19 protein-coding genes and 2 pseudogenes are annotated in these 18,154 nt (G+C 38.0%); 6 read left to right on the forward strand and 15 right to left on the reverse strand.

Annotation, left to right across the window (positions count from 1 at the left end; translation table 11 throughout):
- Positions 1-92: 92 nt before the first annotated feature.
- The 11 genes from RCJ96_RS19230 to RCJ96_RS19280 form a co-directional block, all read right to left on the reverse strand.
- Entirely contained in the window at positions 93-542 is a 450-nt protein-coding gene (locus RCJ96_RS19230) for a DUF4275 family protein (protein ID WP_416504050.1), read from the reverse strand.
- Positions 543-600: 58 nt separating this feature from the next.
- Entirely contained in the window at positions 601-3,477 is a 2,877-nt protein-coding gene (gene uvrA, locus RCJ96_RS19235) for an excinuclease ABC subunit UvrA (protein ID WP_000045565.1), read from the reverse strand.
- A 5-nt stretch (positions 3,478-3,482) separates the two neighbouring features.
- On the reverse strand, positions 3,483-5,459 hold the full coding sequence (uvrB, locus tag RCJ96_RS19240) for an excinuclease ABC subunit B (protein ID WP_000441051.1): 1,977 nt from the start codon (positions 5,457-5,459) through the stop codon (positions 3,483-3,485).
- Positions 5,460-5,735: 276 nt separating this feature from the next.
- The gene (locus RCJ96_RS19245; protein ID WP_242304390.1) at positions 5,736-6,356 is read right to left on the reverse strand and encodes a hypothetical protein; all 621 of its coding nucleotides are present in this window, start codon (positions 6,354-6,356) and stop codon (positions 5,736-5,738) included.
- Positions 6,353-7,114 (reverse strand): MerR family transcriptional regulator, encoded by a 762-nt coding sequence (locus RCJ96_RS19250; RefSeq protein ID WP_139302713.1) that lies wholly within the window; start codon positions 7,112-7,114, stop codon positions 6,353-6,355. The genes RCJ96_RS19245 and RCJ96_RS19250 overlap by 4 nt, the downstream gene beginning before the upstream one ends.
- 99 nt (positions 7,115-7,213) lie before the next feature.
- Entirely contained in the window at positions 7,214-7,441 is a 228-nt protein-coding gene (locus RCJ96_RS19255) for a hypothetical protein (protein WP_000524149.1), read from the reverse strand.
- Positions 7,442-7,457: 16 nt separating this feature from the next.
- Complete coding sequence (locus RCJ96_RS19260) at positions 7,458-7,850, reverse strand: ATPase (RefSeq protein WP_416504049.1); 393 nt, start codon at positions 7,848-7,850, stop codon at positions 7,458-7,460.
- Complete coding sequence (locus RCJ96_RS19265) at positions 7,847-8,068, reverse strand: hypothetical protein (protein WP_074606637.1); 222 nt, start codon at positions 8,066-8,068, stop codon at positions 7,847-7,849. The genes RCJ96_RS19260 and RCJ96_RS19265 overlap by 4 nt, the downstream gene beginning before the upstream one ends.
- 18 nt (positions 8,069-8,086) lie before the next feature.
- Entirely contained in the window at positions 8,087-8,476 is a 390-nt protein-coding gene (locus RCJ96_RS19270) for a hypothetical protein (RefSeq protein ID WP_416504048.1), read from the reverse strand.
- Positions 8,477-8,487: 11 nt separating this feature from the next.
- Positions 8,488-8,685 (reverse strand): helix-turn-helix transcriptional regulator, encoded by a 198-nt coding sequence (locus RCJ96_RS19275; RefSeq protein ID WP_000538359.1) that lies wholly within the window; start codon positions 8,683-8,685, stop codon positions 8,488-8,490.
- Positions 8,686-8,927: 242 nt separating this feature from the next.
- Positions 8,928-9,950 carry a YeiH family protein gene (locus tag RCJ96_RS19280; RefSeq protein WP_139302712.1) on the reverse strand — a complete coding sequence of 341 codons (1,023 nt, stop codon included), beginning with the start codon at positions 9,948-9,950 and terminating at the stop codon, positions 8,928-8,930.
- Positions 9,951-10,100: 150 nt separating this feature from the next.
- Here RCJ96_RS19280 and RCJ96_RS19285 point away from each other — a divergent pair, with 150 nt between their 5' ends.
- Positions 10,101-10,994 (forward strand): LysR family transcriptional regulator, encoded by an 894-nt coding sequence (locus RCJ96_RS19285; RefSeq protein ID WP_074606631.1) that lies wholly within the window; start codon positions 10,101-10,103, stop codon positions 10,992-10,994.
- Between the two features lie 26 nt (positions 10,995-11,020).
- Positions 11,021-11,164 (forward strand): annotated as a pseudogene (locus tag RCJ96_RS19290) (MerR family transcriptional regulator); the annotation flags it as partial.
- Positions 11,165-11,300: 136 nt separating this feature from the next.
- Here the strand turns inward: RCJ96_RS19290 and RCJ96_RS19295 are convergent.
- Positions 11,301-12,413, reverse strand: coding sequence for an RNA-guided endonuclease TnpB family protein (locus tag RCJ96_RS19295; RefSeq protein ID WP_416504047.1), 1,113 nt, complete (start codon positions 12,411-12,413; stop codon positions 11,301-11,303).
- Between the two features lie 252 nt (positions 12,414-12,665).
- Between RCJ96_RS19295 and RCJ96_RS19300 the strand changes: the two are divergent.
- The 3 genes and pseudogenes from RCJ96_RS19300 to RCJ96_RS19310 all read left to right on the forward strand — a co-directional run.
- Positions 12,666-12,866 (forward strand): annotated as a pseudogene (locus RCJ96_RS19300) (MerR family transcriptional regulator); the annotation flags it as partial.
- Positions 12,867-12,870: 4 nt separating this feature from the next.
- Positions 12,871-13,416: a flavodoxin family protein gene (locus tag RCJ96_RS19305; protein ID WP_416504046.1), complete on the forward strand. Its 546-nt coding sequence runs from the start codon at positions 12,871-12,873 to the stop codon at positions 13,414-13,416.
- A gap of 2 nt (positions 13,417-13,418) precedes the next feature.
- Complete coding sequence (locus tag RCJ96_RS19310) at positions 13,419-13,778, forward strand: hypothetical protein (protein WP_003295747.1); 360 nt, start codon at positions 13,419-13,421, stop codon at positions 13,776-13,778.
- A 105-nt stretch (positions 13,779-13,883) separates the two neighbouring features.
- Here RCJ96_RS19310 and RCJ96_RS19315 read toward each other — a convergent pair whose 3' ends face one another.
- The 3 genes from RCJ96_RS19315 to RCJ96_RS19325 form a co-directional block, all read right to left on the reverse strand.
- The gene (locus RCJ96_RS19315; protein WP_000637521.1) at positions 13,884-14,195 is read right to left on the reverse strand and encodes a YbjQ family protein; all 312 of its coding nucleotides are present in this window, start codon (positions 14,193-14,195) and stop codon (positions 13,884-13,886) included.
- A gap of 65 nt (positions 14,196-14,260) precedes the next feature.
- Entirely contained in the window at positions 14,261-15,976 is a 1,716-nt protein-coding gene (locus RCJ96_RS19320) for an ABC transporter ATP-binding protein (protein WP_416504045.1), read from the reverse strand.
- Between the two features lie 369 nt (positions 15,977-16,345).
- The gene (locus tag RCJ96_RS19325) at positions 16,346-17,101 is read right to left on the reverse strand and encodes an arylamine N-acetyltransferase family protein (RefSeq protein ID WP_074606625.1); all 756 of its coding nucleotides are present in this window, start codon (positions 17,099-17,101) and stop codon (positions 16,346-16,348) included.
- Between the two features lie 149 nt (positions 17,102-17,250).
- On the opposite strand from RCJ96_RS19325, the gene RCJ96_RS19330 reads away from it, so the two are divergent.
- Positions 17,251-18,132, forward strand: coding sequence for a LysR family transcriptional regulator (locus tag RCJ96_RS19330; protein WP_074606623.1), 882 nt, complete (start codon positions 17,251-17,253; stop codon positions 18,130-18,132).
- Positions 18,133-18,154 lie beyond the last annotated feature (22 nt).

Raw genomic sequence — 18,154 nt, forward strand, 5'->3', positions numbered from 1 at the left:
TATATATTTCATCATACGCTAATAGATAATAAACGCAAGTATCATGCAAACACTTATATCAACTTATTCTACTCTTCATGCTTGTATACCTACTAACAATTCTTTGCGAAATAAGGCCCACACCATCTATGCTCATGCGTTTTCACAAAAGTCCAAGTGAAATCTTTATCTACAATATAAACATCGCCTTTATACATATCATCTGTTTCACGCAATATATCATCCATACTTAATAAACTCGCATCTTTTATTAGTAGTACATCATCACAGTGTTGATAGAAGATGTAGCAATCCTTTTTCACTTCATTATGAAACGCGTTCTCCGCTTCTTCTCCCTCTACACACTTCTTTCTCTCATAACTAAATATGTGCCATAGATACCCACATGCATACTTATCTCCATAAAGGAAAATATCTTCTTTTTCCTCATCACTTACATGATTTGCAAAATGGTCCTTCCAGCGCTTCCTAAAATATACACCCCAACTTTGAAACTCTCTTACCTTCATATTTTTCTTTCTTAAAACATCTATAAACTCCATGTTCTCCCCCTATGAACGAAAAACCGAGTGTCATTGCCACTCGGTTTTTAATAATACCTTATTGTGATAGTTCTACTTCTTTTATCTTCTCTTTCATTCTTGCTTTATCACGGTTTAAAATCTCTTTTAAATATTTACCTGTATATGAACGCTCTTCTTTCACTACTTGCTCTGGCGTTCCGGAAGCAACGATTTGTCCACCTTTGTCTCCACCCTCTGGTCCAAGGTCAACGATATAATCCGCTGTTTTAATTACATCTAAATTATGTTCAATTACAAGTACCGTCTCACCGCTCTCAACAAGACGTTGCAGCACTTCTAGAAGACGTGCGATATCATGCGCATGTAAACCAGTCGTTGGCTCGTCTAAAATGTATAGTGTACGCCCCGTAGAACGACGGTGTAATTCAGAAGCTAGCTTCACGCGCTGTGCTTCACCACCAGATAACGTCGTTGCTGGCTGGCCTAATTTCATATAACCAAGTCCAACATCTACAAGAGTTTGAAGTTTACGCTTAATTTTTGGGATGTTAGCGAAGAACTCTACCCCATCTTCAATTGTCATTCCTAATACTTCAGAAATGTTCTTATCTTTATATTTCACTTCTAACGTTTCACGGTTGTAACGTTTACCATGACAAACTTCACACGGCACGTATACATCTGGTAAGAAGTGCATTTCGATTTTAATAATTCCATCACCACGGCATGCTTCACAACGTCCACCTTTTACGTTAAAGCTGAAACGTCCTTTTTGATATCCACGCACTTTCGCTTCATTCGTTTGGGCAAACACATCACGAATATCATCGAATACACCTGTATAAGTCGCAGGGTTAGAACGCGGTGTACGACCGATTGGCGATTGATCTATATCGATTACTTTATCTAAATGCTCAAGACCTTTAATCTCTTTATGAGTACCTGGCTTCGCTTTCGCTTTATATAACTTTTGCGCTAACGATTTATATAGTACTTCATTAATCATCGTACTTTTACCAGAACCAGATACACCCGTTACCGCTACAAACGTACCAAGCGGGAATGACATTTTCGCGTTCTTTAAGTTATTCTCCTTTGCACCGACAATTTCCACTTTTCGTCCGTCACCTTTACGTCTTTCAAGTGGAACTGGAATAAACTCTTTACCGCTTAAATACTTCCCTGTTAGCGAATTCTCATCTTGCATCACTTCAGCTGGTGTACCCGCTGATACGACTTGTCCACCGTGAATACCTGCGCCAGGCCCGATATCAAGTAAATAATCAGCTGCCATCATCGTATCTTCATCATGCTCAACGACAATCAACGTATTACCTAAATCACGCATTTCTTGCAATGTACGAATAAGACGGTCATTATCGCGCTGATGCAAACCGATAGAAGGCTCATCAAGAATGTACAGTACGCCAGTCAGACGAGAACCAATTTGCGTTGCTAAACGAATACGTTGCGCCTCACCACCTGATAAAGTCCCTGCGGCACGACTTAACGTTAAATAATCTAAACCGACGTTCACTAAGAACCCAACGCGCTCCTGAATCTCTCTTAAAATTAAATGAGCAATTTTTTGTTGTTTCTCTGTTAGCTCCACATTTGAGAAGAATTCCTGTACTTCTTGAACAGAATATTTCGTTACATCAGCAATCGTTTTTCCGCCAACGAAAACAGCTAAACTTTCAGGCTTTAAGCGTCCGCCTTTACACTTCGGACAAGCTTGTTCTGCCATATACTTTTCCATTTGCTCACGAATGTAATCCGAACTCGTTTCACGATAACGACGTTCAATATTCGGAATAACACCTTCAAATAAAATCTCATTTTCCTTTACTTGACCAAATTCATTTACATAGCGGAAATAAACTTTCTCTTCACCGCTTCCGTACAACACTTTATCAAATAAATCTTTCGGTATATCTTTCACAGGCACATCCATATCAACGCCGTAATGATTACATACAGATTGTAAAAGCTGTGGGTAATATTGTGAACTTGTCGGCTCCCAAGGCGCAATCGCATGTTCATTTAATGATAAATCCCAGTTCGGAATAACAAGTTCTAAATCTACCTCTAACTTTGAACCAAGCCCATCACAAGAAGGACATGCCCCGAACGGACTATTGAATGAGAACATACGCGGTTCTAATTCTCCAATTGAAAAACCACAATGCGGACAAGCATGATGTTCACTAAATAGAAGCTCCTCTTCTCCCATAACATCGATTAACACGCGGCCCCCGCCAAGCTTTAATGCACTTTCAAGAGAATCTGCAAGACGGCTTGCGATTCCTTCTTTTACAACAATACGGTCTATTACAACTTCAATGGAATGCTTCTTATTTTTATCTAACGCAATATCTTCAGACACATCAAGCATTTCACCGTCAACACGTACACGAACATATCCTTGCTTCTTAATATCTTCAAGCACTTTCACATGTGCACCTTTACGGCCAGAAACGATAGGAGCTAGCACTTGTAATTTCGTACGCTCAGGATATTCAAGAACACGGTCTACCATTTGCTCTACTGTTTGTGATGTAATTTCAATGCCATGATTTGGACAAATTGGCGTACCAATTCGCGCAAATAATAAACGTAAATAATCATAAATCTCTGTTACCGTTCCGACAGTTGAACGTGGATTACGACTTGTCGTTTTTTGATCGATTGAAATCGCTGGAGATAAGCCTTCAATCGTATCTACATCCGGCTTATCCATTTGCCCTAAAAACTGGCGTGCATACGCAGATAACGATTCTACGTATCTGCGCTGCCCTTCTGCATAAATCGTATCAAATGCTAATGAGGATTTCCCTGAACCAGACAATCCTGTTACAACGACAAGCTGATTTCTCGGAATGGTTACATCAATATTTTTTAAGTTATGTGCTCTAGCACCTTTTACAACAATAAAGTCCTTGCTCTTACTCACTCTTTTCACCCTTCCGCTTTTAATTCTAATAGTAAATCTCTTAATTCAGCTGCACGCTCGAAGTCTAACGCTTTTGCTGCTTCTTTCATTTCTGCTTCCATCTTCGCAATTGTCTTTTCACGCTCTTTTTTCGTCATCTTCTTAGCTGGCGTTGCTTCATATGTTTCTGTCTCTTCAGCAGCTGTCGTTGCACGGATTACATCACGCACACCTTTTTGAATCGTTTTTGGCGTAATACCATGCTCTTTATTGTAAGCTTCTTGTATAGTGCGACGACGCTTCGTTTCTTCAATTGCAATTCCCATCGATCTCGTTATACGATCTGCGTACATAATAACGCGGCCGTTTTCATTACGTGCTGCACGGCCAATTGTTTGAATTAATGAACGTTCTGAACGCAAGAATCCTTCCTTATCAGCATCTAAAATCGCTACAAGTGATACTTCTGGAATATCTAATCCTTCTCGTAATAAGTTAATACCGACAAGAACATCAAACTTACCAAGGCGAAGATCCCGAATAATTTCAATACGTTCTAATGTTTTCACTTCAGAATGCAGGTAATTCACCTTAATTCCTACATCTTTTAAGTAGTCTGTTAAATCCTCTGACATCTTCTTCGTTAAAGTCGTAATTAATACACGTTCATTTTTTGCAATGCGATCTTGAATCTCTCCTAATAAATCGTCTATCTGCCCTTCAATTGGTCGTATATCAATTGGCGGATCTAAAAGCCCTGTTGGACGAATAATTTGTTCTATTACTTCTGGCGACTGCTCTAATTCATACGGTCCTGGCGTTGCTGAAACGTAAATAACTTGATTCGTTTTCTCTTCAAACTCATCAAATGTGAGCGGCCTATTATCTAAAGCTGATGGCAAACGGAATCCATGATCCACAAGCACTTGCTTACGCGCTTGGTCCCCGTTATACATCGCTCTTACTTGCGGCACTGATACGTGTGACTCATCCATAACAATTAAGAAATCTTCCGGGAAATAGTCTAATAACGTATACGGCGTTGCTCCCGCTGGACGAAGTGTTAAATGACGGGAATAGTTTTCAATACCTGAACAAAAGCCCATCTCACGCATCATTTCTAAATCATAACGTGTACGCTGTTCTATACGCTGCGCTTCTAACAACTTACCGTTATCATTTAATTCCTTTAAACGCTCTTCTAATTCTTTTTCGATATTTTCAATAGCGACCTTCATCTTTTCTTCACGTGTAACGAAGTGAGATGCTGGGAAGATTGCTACATGATCACGTTCTGCTAATACTTCCCCCGTTAAAGCATTTACTTCGCGAATACGATCAATTTCATCACCGAAAAACTCAATTCGGATACAATGCTCGTCAAGTGATGCCGGGAAGATTTCAACTACATCTCCGCGCACACGGAATGTACCACGCTTGAAATCAATATCATTACGCCCATACTGCACATCAACAAGTTCACGAAGCAATTGATTGCGATCCTTTTCCATACCAACTCGAAGTGAAACAACTAGCTCGCGGTATTCTTCCGGAGAACCTAAACCATATATACATGAAACACTCGCAACAATAATTACATCATCCCGTTCAAATAATGCAGACGTTGCTGAGTGACGTAATTTATCAATTTCATCATTAATCTGTGCGTCTTTTTCAATAAACGTATCTGTTTGTGGCACATACGCTTCTGGCTGATAATAATCGTAATAACTAACAAAATATTCAACTGCATTATTCGGGAAAAAGTCTTTCAACTCACTATATAACTGTCCTGCTAACGTTTTATTGTGAGCCATGACAAGCGTTGGCTTTTGCACTTCTTTAATGACATTTGAAATCGTAAATGTCTTACCCGTTCCTGTCGCCCCAAGCAACACTTGCTTTTTCTTTCCACTATTAATTCCCTCTACAAGCTTCTCTATAGCTACCGGCTGATCACCTTGCGGGGAATACGCTGAGACAATTTCAAATTGACGTTCCAAGAAAATCCGACCTCCTCATAAAAATCTGTATTATTATTTTACCACGAATGCCCATAAAAAACCTAAAAAAAACGAACAGATATTCGGTAAAGTTTTCGACAATATATATATAAAAAGGAAGGAGAGTACACTTCCTTCCTTATCAAATCTTCTTCCGCATGAACAAACAGTAAGCACCACACTGATTAAGATTCCACTTCATTTAAAATCAGCTCTTTTTCCTACTGTCATCCTCTCCTATACAAACTATCGGTATACTAAAAAAGCTACTTTCCTCTAAGAAAGTAGCTTCTCTTTCTCCTTCTCCTTCTTCGGAAAAAGAACATATGAAAATGAAATAACTGTATCCACTAAAAGTATAATCGCCCAAACTTGGCTAACCCGACTCGCTGCTTTATTTAAAACAATTCCCGTTTCTAACCAATTACGCCATTGTTCAACCGGGGCAAGACCGTACAGAAAGAAAAAGAAAATATGCACAACAACAAACAAACTAAGGTGCACTACCCAATTTTTTATTTCCTGCTTCGCATAAGCCATACCTGTTAATTCTACCTGTTCTTCTATAATAGGCGCCGGCTCATTCCGCCATTTCGCAACTAGCTTTTGCGCAAATATATCAAGCTTCTTCAAATCCTTTTTCCCATAAAAGACTGCATACAATAAAATGATTACAGTAATGATTTGAAAGTTAGAAAACTTTCCTGTTTGATAGTAATCCACTACCCCTAAACTTAAAATAAACACTTCATTTACGAGTAGCACAATTCCCATAATAAAACTCGCCTTTTTCAAACGAAATCCGTAACGGAGTAAAAAGAAACCGATAGCCGATAACCAAAATACAATTTCTGCCCCAATTAAAAAATACCAACGATATTCTGCGAGCATACTCATTTAGCCCTCTCCTTTTCATCATAGATACGAAAAGCTTCATCCATATATAGTAAAAGTTCTTCTTCAATTGGATACATGCTCATTTTCTGTGAATCTTCCTTCGATTTTCTAACTTCCCATAACTTATCTAAAAACGCTTCATCACCATTAGCCATTTCTAAACATTTCTGTATTAATTTCTTCGTTGCCCCTTGTACCTCATCACTAGCTACTTCTTTACCGTCTTTCATAAAAGTACGGAATTGCTTTAATAAATCTACCCATTCTAAAACATTCGGATCTTCCTTACTCATGTTTGGTAAATTATGAAGCAATTTTTGTTCTTCCTTTGAAAATACTTCATTTTGAAATATTTCACGTATACGAGAAGACTGCTTCGAAAGCTGAATCAGTTCAAACATAACTTTCCAATCGAGTTCTCCTTCCACATCTACCGAATAAACAACTGCTTGTAAAACACTCTCCATTCGATTAAATTTCTTTTGTTCTTCCTGTACAAACCGAAGTTGTTTTTCAAGCGAATTTTTTAAATCGAGCTCACCTTTTACTAACATATTCGCAGTTTCTTTTAAAGAAAATCCCATTTCCTTTAAAAACAAAATTTGTTGCAAACGAATAACGTCCGCTTCACTATATAACCGATGTCCACCCTCTGTTTTACCACTCGGCTTTAATAAATCTATTTGATCATAATAACGTAATGTACGTACCGTAACCCCTGTTTCTCTCGTCAATTGTTGAATTGAAATCACTACCATCACCTCTTCTCCTTCATTATAAAAGATGACGTTACGTAACTTTCAAGCCTTTTGTAAAAAAATACAAAAAGCTGTTTATACTCTTTGTATAAACAGCTTTTATGGAAATAACCCCTTGTGTACAGCACGCCCACAAAATAAAATAAGTGCTCCAACAACAACGCTCGTTGCTGTTTTATGATAATGAGCTAATAGTAATAAATAATACGATAAACCTACAGTACCAATCACAATACAAATGCTTGGCACTGGATTACGAGAAAAATTTTGCATTCCCCAAAGAAGCGCAAATATGACTGTAGCGACACATAACACCGGTAATCCCATCCCAGTTCCCCTTTTTCTATCTATCCCTTGTTGCGAAAATACTCGTTGATGCCATACTTATTAATAAACCAAAAATAACAATATATAATAACTCATTTACATGTACTACTGGCCTATCTAAATACTTATTTACGCAAAGATACATAATGAACAAAAAAACGAAGCTTATCATACAAATCGTAAAATATGACTTCATCTTATTCACAACACGCTCATCAATCGACGGCACTCCCTCTTCTTTCAAACGCTTCTGTTCTTTATATTCTGAAACTCCATATAAAATAACTAGCGCTACATTCGATATGAAAATAGTTCTCCACGAAATACTTAACATTATTAAACTCGCATTTAAAATAAGACCCGCTAAAAATAAACTTCCTATAAACCTTATAACATCTTGCTTACTCATACATGATCAGCCTCTTTATTATTTCTATATTTCCATTTCGGCCAATAGTTCACAAAGAAATAAACAAACTGCCCTAGTACAAATAACACAAACGGCATACCAGCACTTCCGTAAACTATTAAATTGTACAAACTCCATATGGCTAAACTAATCGCTAAAAACAACCCTAAATATTTAAACGCTTTATCTGACTGAAATCTCTCAAACTCATCCTGCATTTTTCATTCCTCCTATCGCTATGCTCGTTTTCCTATCACCACTCCTATGATGAGACTACCTGCAAATAAGGAACTACATATTATAAATATCTCTTGCACAGGTATAACAGCCCTGCCTATTGCTTTACTCGTAGCAATATAAACAATAAGCATAAGAAATGCGAATACAAATGAGACGTTTACATGCTTCTTTATATTTTCATTTACTCGCTCATCTATATCGGGAAGTTCCTCTTCTTTGTACTTACGCTTTTTGTAATTTGTATAAAACACTAGAAATACAATCGCTAAAATGTTACTAACTACGAGCGGTAAAATTGGTATAGCCGGATTCATAATATGAACTATAATGTCTCCCAACAACAATCCAAAAAACGCACCGATATACAACTTTCTAGCATTGTTCATTTTCTCTCCCCTTACTCCAACGTAAATATTTCTTCCACCTTCACTCCAAAATATTTGGCGATTTTTAAGGATAACTCTAGACTTGGATTGTAATGATGGTTTTCAATCGCCACAATCGTCTGCCGTGTCACCTGCATCGCCTTTGCCATTTCAACTTGTGTTATATGATGTTGCTTTCTTAATTCTTTAATTTTATTTTTTACACCCATAGGCTCCACCTTCAAAAGTAAAGATATCTTTACTTAAATTATAAATATTTTCCAGATATAAGTAAAGATATCTTTACAAATTTTAGAAAAACATTTCACTGAACATCTTTTCTAACAAAGTACAGAGGAAATTAAATTTATATCAGCGATTTTCCAAATATATCGACTTACCGACATCCGTAGCAAGATAAGCATAAGAAAAAGCTGTCCCCAAATACCTTCGGAAACAGCTTTCTCCTCTACTACATAAATCCTAACGCATATACAAGAACATATCCAAGCACCGATAAGCAAACCGAGCCAATTAGCCCTGCCACGAATGCTTTGCTTCCTAACTTCCGGAACGTTTTAAACTCTACATTTAAGCCAAGCCCCGCCATCGCCATTGCGATAAGCATATAAGCGATGACTACAATATATCCCGCAACAACTTCTGGAATCACGCCAAGAGAATGCACCGCACTCATCGCTAAAAATCCAAAAATGAACCACGGAATTGGAAGGTCGCGCCATGATCTTTTTTCCTTGCTTCCCTCACTCTTCCCAAACCATACTCCAATTAAAATCGCTACTGGTACAAGCATTGCTACGCGCGTTAATTTCACGATAACTGCGATGTCTACAGCCGCGCTGCCTCCTGGCGCCGCAGCTGCGATGACATGAGCGATTTCATGCAGCGTCGCACCCGAGAATACACCGTAGCCGTACGGAGAAAAGCCAAGCACTGGATATAATAACGTATAAATAAGTGTAAATATCGTACCTAAAATAGCAATAATTGCAGCTCCAACTGCCGTTTCATCGTCCTTCGCTTTCACTTGCGGTGCAATTGCCACGACCGCAGCCGCCCCACAAATCGCTGTCCCACATGCTGTTAAAATCCCAAGTTTTTTCTCTACTTTAAACACTTTCGTTAGCCCATATACAACGAAAATCGTGAATGTAATAACAACCGCTGCGATGACCAATACTTTCGGCCCTGCCTTCGCAATATCAACAAGATTTAATCGCATTCCAAGTAAGATAATCCCAAAGCGAAGCAATTTCTTACTCGCAAAGTTCGTCCCTGCAATCGCATCGTGAGGAACTCCAATTGCCGCACGCCAAACCATCCCAATTAGAATAGCAATTACTAATTGTCCCATAATATTTAAAAATGGAAGCTCCGCTAAATATTTCGCCACGATTGCGATTAATAGTGTAATCCCAATTCCTTGCGAAAATCCAAAACGCTTCTTCTTTTGTATAACAAGTGTTTGTTCCACTTTGAACCACTCCAATAATCGTATTGGAACATGCATGTTCTTTCTACTTATATTATAAGAGAGTTTCTATAATAAGTTTAATACCAATACCAAATCTCTATCATCAGAAATACTTATGATAAGATGATAGAAAAGAAAGGAGCCGATTATATGAACGTAGATATTTTAAAAATCTTTGTTACTGTCGTTGAGCAGAAACATTTCTCCCGTGCAGCAGAATTATTAAACCTCTCACAGCCTGGCGTAAGTATGCATATACGCAACTTAGAAAATGAATTTGGGACTACACTCATTCAGCGCTCTCCAAAGCACGTTCAAGTGACCGAGGCCGGAAACATTTTATATATACATGCAAAGCAAATGCTCTCTCTTTACGAAGATGCTAAGCAAGAAATTAACGAGCTACATAACGTTGTAACAGGAACACTTCGCATCGGTGCTAGTTTTACAATTGGCGAATACTTACTTCCGAAAATACTAGCTGACTACGCGAATGAAAATCCACACGTCGAAGTTCATACTTTTATCTCAAACACAGAAGACGTTTTGCAAAGTCTTCGGTCTAATCAAATTGATATCGGCTTAGTAGAAGGGCAAGTCGTATACGCCGACGTTGACGTTGAAACGTTTATGCAAGATGAAATGAAGCTCGTCGTTCCACCAAACCATCCACTGCTCCGCACAAATGAAATAAATGAAAAGACACTCCAAGATCAAGTATGGGTATTAAGAGAAAGTGGTTCTGGTACACGTGCTTATAGTGACCGTTTTATTCATCAACACCATTTAAAACTAAAGCGTTCCTTTACATTCAGCAGTATTCAAAGCGTGAAGGAAGCGGTGAGTGCTGGGCTTGGCATCGCTATCCTTTCTGATTGGACTGTACGGAAAGAGCTACTTGCAAAAGAACTATTCCACGTCGAAGTTCCAAATGAACAACTCATCCGGCCATTTTCCATCGTCCGCGGCAAATATTTCATCCCATCTAAAGCTATTCAAGTGTTTTTAAATCATGTGAATTCTTTTGCGAAAAAACAACATTGACCTTCACATTAGTGTGAAGGTTTACAATACATGTAAAAAGGTCACTAAGACATTACGAAGAAAAGGGATTACTCCCTTCGAAACGCCTCGCAAATGGCTACCGTGATTTTGATGAAAATGCTATCGAAAAAGTGGAGCTTATTCAAATGTACTTACAAATCGGCGTGAACTACCCACCACTTAGTATCTCTTACGAACCTACTTGAAGTGGGGGCTTCTCGGTTCATCGCTACTTTTGATAGCTAACGAATTTGTCCTAGGACAGCCGAGCTAACTCCCTTGTTCCAAAGGTTATTTTGTTACTATTTATGCCAACACTAATAAGCGAATGGCTTCCTTTTTGATATTGATCGCTGCATTATAATCACGGCCAATTGTGAGTCCACACAAACACGCATACACGCGTTCACATAATGGCATTTCTTTTTTATTTCCACAATTACTACACATCTTTGTAGAAGGAAACCATTTATCTATTTTCACAAGCTGTTTTCCTTGTTCTTGTAGCTTATATGCTAAAAATGTCGTGAACATCCCCCAACCATTATCTGCTACACTCTTACCAAATCTAAATGCTCGTGACATTCCTTTCATATGTAAGTCTTCGATTGCTACAACGTCAAAACTCGTAGCTAATTCTTTAGACTTATGATGAAGAAAATTTTTACGTTGATTGGCGACCTTTTCATGCAATTTCGCTACACGAATGCGTTGTTTATTCCAGCGCTCTGAACCTTTCACACGTCTTGCTAATACTCGTTGTGCCTTCGCTAATTTCTCTAACATCTGACGATAAAAGCGAGGATAATTGGCTTTCTCATCTTCGCTACTCACGTATAATTCAGCCATTGCGAAGTCTAATCCAACTACACGTTCTACTTTTTTTGGCGTGACTTCTTTTTCATATTCGGTCAAAATAGACACGTAATACTTACCAGTTGGTGTCATCGAAATCGTACACGATTTGATGATATGGTTTGGTGGTATTTCTCTATGTTGCTTCAGTTTCACCATTTTCAATTTCGGTAATTTGATATAACCATGAAATAACATAATATTTCCATTTACTCGATTCGTTGTATAGGATTTTCTACTCTTTTTGCTTTTGAATGTTGGAAAATCATTTTGACCACTAAAAAAATTCTTATACGCAGTTTGCAAATTTAATTGCGCGTTGGCCAACGCTAAGGAATCGATTTCTTTCAACCATTCATACTCCACTTTGTATTTCGCAGGAGTAGGGAATTTTTGTTTCTTCAGTTCTTCCTTATTCGCTTTGTGTTTTTCATATGCTTCTTTTCGTTCAGCCAGCATTTTATTATATACAAATCGTACGCAGCCGAATGTTTTACGTATGAGATGTGCTTGTTCTTCTGTTGGATACAGACGAAATTTGTAAGCCTTATTCTGCTTTGCCATATCCATTCACCCCATTTTCCGCTTCATTTCCCATAAGCTATGACGGTAATCACACAACCTGAACACTACAAAATTATTATCTACTTTCATTGTTATACCAAACCTTACCTCTTATAAGAATAATTATATCAAAGGCGAAATAAATAGGAAAACCAAATGTTTGGCTACGCCAAACCGAAATTCATCTCCCACCTGCCGCTAGACTATCGTCTTTCACACGCCTGAGGAAGGAGACTTCTTTCGGATAATACGTTAAATTTAGAAGAGACGGCAAGGATGCTGCGCTGCCTTGAAATAGAGCCGCACCTATACGACAATCCGTGCAGCAGCATCCTTACACTTTACGAAGATAAACTCAATGAAGTAACAAAGCAAATCTCATTGCTTTCCAACATTCAAACGAATTTGCAAAAACACGTTTCACTCCTAAAACAAGCAAAAGAAAAGGAATGATAACATGTTTGTTATACATGGCAGTTCAAGACAAAACGGAAATACAGAAACTTTAACACATATGATGATAGAGGGCATTGAAACAGAACAAATTTACTTGCGAGACCATACAGTCCATCCTATTACAGACCAACGTCATGATGCAGAAGGATTCCAACCTGTAGATGATGACTACGAGCAGTTAACGAAACGCATGTTAGAGCACGACACAATTATCTTTGCTACACCGCTATACTGGTACGGAATGAGCGGACATATGAAAAACTTTGTTGATCGCTGGTCACAAAGCTTACGCGATACATCACTTCATTTCAAAGAGAAAATGAAAGGTAAAAAAATGTACGTTGTCATCGTTGGCGGAGATAACCCAAAGCTAAAAGCATTACCGCTTATCTCCCAGTTCCAATATATCTTTGATTTTATTGGTTCATCGTTTGAGGGTTATATTATTGGAGATGCGAATGGGTTAGATGAAATTCAAAATGATGCTGAGGCGCTGGCGAAGGCACAAATTTATAATAAAGAATTCAAAAATCACAAGCAGAAATAAGTTTGACAAACTATTTAGACTTAGCGACGCAAGAAGAATTAGAAAGCATGTTACAAGAATATCCTGGCACTATACTTTTCATTAGCCATGACCGTGCCTTCATTCGTTCTGTTGCAGACCATATTCTACAAGTAGATGAAAGTGAACCAAGAGTATTCCACGGTAATTACGAGCAATACACAAACCGAACAGCCGATGCTTCTGTAAACGTTACTGCACAAGAATTATTACGATTACAAACAAAATTAACAGAAATCATCGGCCGAATTTCCAGACCAAATCATCACGATGACGTCACATCTCTCGAACAAGAATACGAAACATTATTAGTTAAAATCCGGAAATGTAAAGAAGCACTCTAATGTCTTCCCTATATATCGACGGGACCTTCCGCATTTCCCAAGAAATATTGAATCTTCGACATAGCATACAAAAAGCCGTGCAGTTCATCAGCACGGCCTTTTACTTTATATACGGACAGCAGTCCCGCTCACAGCAACCATTAGCATCCCTTCGCGAACTACTTCGTAATCCACATCGATACCAACGATGGCATTCGCATTTTTTTGTCTTGCGAGAGTTTTCATCTCTTCCATTGCAATGTCACGTGCTTCTTTCAATTTGCTTTCGTAAGCGCCTGAGCGACCACCGACAACGTCACGGACAGAAGCAAAAAGGTCACGAACGATATTCGCCCCCATAATCGCTTCTCCATTCACGATATCGACATAATCAATAATTTCTTTCCCTTGAATTGTAGAAGTTGTTGTTACAATCATACCGTATAGCCTCCCATATAAGATTTCCACTTACTTATGGTGCGCTAATTCGGCAAAAATTATATTTACGAACTAAACTGCGCTTCGTATAACCTGCTGTATCCTCCGCCTTGCTCAATTAATTCATCATGTGAACCTTGTTCTGCAATCCCATCTTTATTTACAACAACGATGCGATCTGCATTTTTAATCGTTGCAAGTCTATGAGCGATAACTAACGTCGTACGACCGACAGATAGTTCAGCAAGTGATTTTTGAATCGCAAGTTCCGTCTCTGTATCTAGCGCAGAAGTTGCTTCATCTAATATTAAAATTGGCGGATTTTTCAAGAACATACGAGCAATCGCTAAACGTTGCTTCTGTCCGCCTGAAAGTTTCACGCCGCGCTCACCGATAACAGTATCTAAACCGTCTGGTTGCGAGTAAATTAAATCTTCTAATTGAGCTCTCTTTACCGCCTGCCAAATTTCAGCCTCTGATGCTTTTAAATCTCCGTAAGCAATATTTTCACGAATCGTTCCTGAGAATAAGAACACATCTTGCTGCACAATTCCGATTTGCTTACGAAGTGAAGATAACGTCATATCTTTCGTATCAATACCATCAATTTGAATCGATCCAGATGATTGCTCATAAAAACGTGGTAATAGGCTACATAACGTCGTTTTCCCAGCTCCAGATGGTCCAACGAACGCAACCGTTTCACCTGCGTGGATTTTCAAACTAATATCATTTAAAATCGGTTCTTTATTTTCATAACCGAACGTAATGTTGTTATATTGAATATCACCGTGTACATGCTTCACTTCCATTGCATCTTTAGAGTCTACAATGTCAGGCTCTGTTTCAAGAAGCTCTACATACCTTTTAAAACCAGCAATCCCTTTCGGATAGCTTTCAATTACCGCATTAATTTTTTCAATTGGGCGGAAGAAAATATTCGTTAATAAAACAAATCCGATAAATCCACCGTACGTTAATTCACCTTGCAGAACAAACCATGTACCGCATATTAAGACGAAGAGCGTTACGAGACGCATAAGCATATAACTAATCGATGAATTTAATGCCATAATTTTATATGCCATTAATTTCGTTGTACGGAAACGAGCGTTGTTCACAGCAAACTGCTCTTTCTCAAACTTTTCATTTCCGAATGCTTGTACAACGCGAATACCACCAACGTTGTTCTCAATACATGCATTGAAATCAGCAACGTCTGAGAACAAACGTCTAAATGTACCTGTCATTTTTTTATTGAAGTAAAGCGCTAACCATAATAAGAATGGAATGACAAAGAACGTTAATAGCGCTAACTTCCAGTTGATCATCATCATAAATGAGAACGCCCCAACTAAAGTCATAACAGCGATAAATAAATCCTCTGGCCCGTGGTGAGCAATTTCTCCAATTTCCATTAAATCGTTTGTAAGACGCGAAATTAGATGACCGGTTTTATTATTGTCAAAAAATCTGAATGATAGCTTTTGAATATGATCAAATAATTTCTGCCTCATATCTGTTTCAATGTTAACACCAAGCATATGTCCCCAATATGTAACAACGTATTGCAAACCTGCATTTAACATATAAACTGCAAGTAACCCGAAACAAGCCCATAAAATAAGCGTCCAGTTTTGCCCTGGCAATAACTTATCAATAAATTGATTTACGATAAGTGGAAAGCCAAGCTCTAGTAATCCTGCGACAACTGCGCAAGAAAAGTCGAGTATAAATAAACCTTTGTAAGGTTTATAGTAAGAAAAAAATTTACGTAGCATATCTTCCCTCCATTTTCCAAAATTAAAAAGACTCCCTAAATGATAACCATTATCAAATAATTATTCAAGTTATCCGTCTATAAAATTAAAAAAGTAGATAAATATAAAAAGCCTAACTCCTCATTTATACCCATGAAAAATTAGGCTTCATTTCTGTATGTTACTGATCGTATTCAAAAAGAAGTGCTCTACTGATAAATTTCGTTCCTTTTATTTTTTCACAACTACATTCTTTACATAGTTCAAAACTTATCGTACTCCCGATAAATCTTTTGCTTCTCTGTTCTATCCGGTAACTTCCAACTGTGCATTAAACGGTTTAACTGGTAGGTCTAAAGTTACGTATTAACCCACCCTAAAATCCCCTCACTACACTTGAATTTGAAAATAACGACGAACAGTTTCTTCAATCTCATGTTTTTCTAGCTTTTCTTTTGTTTTTTCTTTTCCATCCACAATAATTAGCGTGTCTCCTAACAAGGTGATGCGCCCATTTTCTGTCACTCTTGAAAGGAAATATACTTTATTGAACATTGATTCTGGAGCTGTTTCAGTTAAGACACAGATTGGATGAATATTCTCCAAGTCCCATTTATGAGAAGGTTGTTCAAATCGATATAGAATCTCCCAGTCATCATCAGTCTTTTTTTGCAAATAATAAAATGATGTTGCTGCATCTTTATTTACTCGATAAAGACCATCACTATCCACAACTTCCTCTCCATTGAGCGGAACAGGAATTCTTGGGGAATTCCCCCCCATGCCTACATCCACCAAGTACTCTTTGTTATCAATTGGGACGATTATAAATAAATGAGCATTTTCAAGAGCCCAGATTCCTTCTCTTACATATACAGTTCCTGCCATAAGGTATGGATTAAAACCTAATTCTTCTAACAGAAAATAAAATATTCCATTTAACTCGTAGCACACGCCTCCCCGTTTCGCATGAACAATTTTTTGATACAGGTCTTCTTCACGCAAAGACAAAGGTTTTTTTGCAAGAATATCAAGATTCTCAAAGTGTACGTTGAGTACATGTTGTTTTTGAAGATGAGATAAATAATTGAAACTTACCTCTCTTCTTTCAGATTGAATATGTTCTAAATATTTTTGAATGTCCAAAAATCATCCACCTCATTTTTATCTATATATAAACTTTTACAATATTTCTTTTCACACTCATATTATAAAATTGATTATTGATAAACAAAAATATAAAATAACTATCATATTAATAACCTACAGTATATAAGGGAAGGTGAATATATTTTATGGAATTGCTGCAACTCAAGTATTTTAAGACAGTCGCTCGGACGGAACATATAACGAAAGCGGCACAAGAACTTCATATCTCCCAACCAGCTTTAAGTGTTACTATCTCTCGATTAGAAGAAGAGTTGGGAGTTCCCTTATTTGATCGAATCGGACGGAAAATCCAGCTAAACACTTTCGGAAAAGCTTTTCTCAAGCAAGTGGATACAGCCCTTGAAGCGCTCGAAGTAGGCAAACGACAAGTTACAGACATGGCTGGATTAGAGCATGGGAGTGTTTTCATAGCTACTACAACCTTAAATCGAGTGTCGGAACTACTGACGCCTTTTTTAGCCTTATATCCACAAATTAACTTCCGCATTACACAAGCATCCACAGAAGAATTGAAAGTTCAGCTCCTTGAAAAAGGTGAAATTGACTTTTGTTTCACTCCTTCGCCTATTGAACAACCTGGAATCTATAGTCTTCCATTAATGACTGAAGAGATTGTACTAGCTGTACCAAGTACACATCGCCTCAAAGATCGCCATTGTATCAAGCTAAGCGAAGTAGCCGATGATCCATTTATCTCCCTAAAACCAGGATACAGCTTCCGTGAAATCACAGACAATTTCTGCAGGCTAGCTGGTTTTACACCCAATATCGTATGTGAAGGAGATGAACCGGCAGCCATCAGCGGCTTAGTACGTACCGGCCTTGGTGTTGCCTTCTTGCCAATCGCAGCAAAAAAAGAATTGCCACCACTAACGCTTCTACATATTGAAGAGCCTATTTGCCAATGGACGTCTCATTTATTGTGGAATGAAAAACACTATTTATCACTTGCTGCACAAACGTTTCGCGAGTTTGTTGTACAACATTATGCTCAAGTAAAACCATAAATTATAAGAAAAAAAGACTGTA

The organism is Bacillus sp. BSL6 (assembly GCF_052928345.1).

Bases quoted from the DNA above. Each gene is read 5' to 3' on its own strand.
- RCJ96_RS19270 (WP_416504048.1), bottom strand. From the start codon at position 8,476: ATGAACAATGCTAGAAAGTTGTATATCGGTGCGTTTTTTGGATTGTTG.
- RCJ96_RS19265 (WP_074606637.1), bottom strand. From the start codon at position 8,068: ATGCAGGATGAGTTTGAGAGATTTCAGTCAGATAAAGCGTTTAAATAT.
- RCJ96_RS19320 (WP_416504045.1), bottom strand. From the start codon at position 15,976: ATGCTACGTAAATTTTTTTCTTACTATAAACCTTACAAAGGTTTATTT.
- RCJ96_RS19295 (WP_416504047.1), bottom strand. From the start codon at position 12,413: ATGGCAAAGCAGAATAAGGCTTACAAATTTCGTCTGTATCCAACAGAA.
- RCJ96_RS19305 (WP_416504046.1), top strand. From the start codon at position 12,871: ATGTTTGTTATACATGGCAGTTCAAGACAAAACGGAAATACAGAAACT.
- RCJ96_RS19315 (WP_000637521.1), bottom strand. From the start codon at position 14,195: ATGATTGTAACAACAACTTCTACAATTCAAGGGAAAGAAATTATTGAT.
- RCJ96_RS19230 (WP_416504050.1), bottom strand. From the start codon at position 542: ATGGAGTTTATAGATGTTTTAAGAAAGAAAAATATGAAGGTAAGAGAG.
- RCJ96_RS19330 (WP_074606623.1), top strand. From the start codon at position 17,251: ATGGAATTGCTGCAACTCAAGTATTTTAAGACAGTCGCTCGGACGGAA.
- RCJ96_RS19260 (WP_416504049.1), bottom strand. From the start codon at position 7,850: ATGAGTAAGCAAGATGTTATAAGGTTTATAGGAAGTTTATTTTTAGCG.
- RCJ96_RS19255 (WP_000524149.1), bottom strand. From the start codon at position 7,441: ATGGGATTACCGGTGTTATGTGTCGCTACAGTCATATTTGCGCTTCTT.
- RCJ96_RS19245 (WP_242304390.1), bottom strand. From the start codon at position 6,356: ATGAGTATGCTCGCAGAATATCGTTGGTATTTTTTAATTGGGGCAGAA.
- RCJ96_RS19285 (WP_074606631.1), top strand. From the start codon at position 10,101: ATGAACGTAGATATTTTAAAAATCTTTGTTACTGTCGTTGAGCAGAAA.
- RCJ96_RS19250 (WP_139302713.1), bottom strand. From the start codon at position 7,114: ATGGTAGTGATTTCAATTCAACAATTGACGAGAGAAACAGGGGTTACG.
- RCJ96_RS19275 (WP_000538359.1), bottom strand. From the start codon at position 8,685: ATGGGTGTAAAAAATAAAATTAAAGAATTAAGAAAGCAACATCATATA.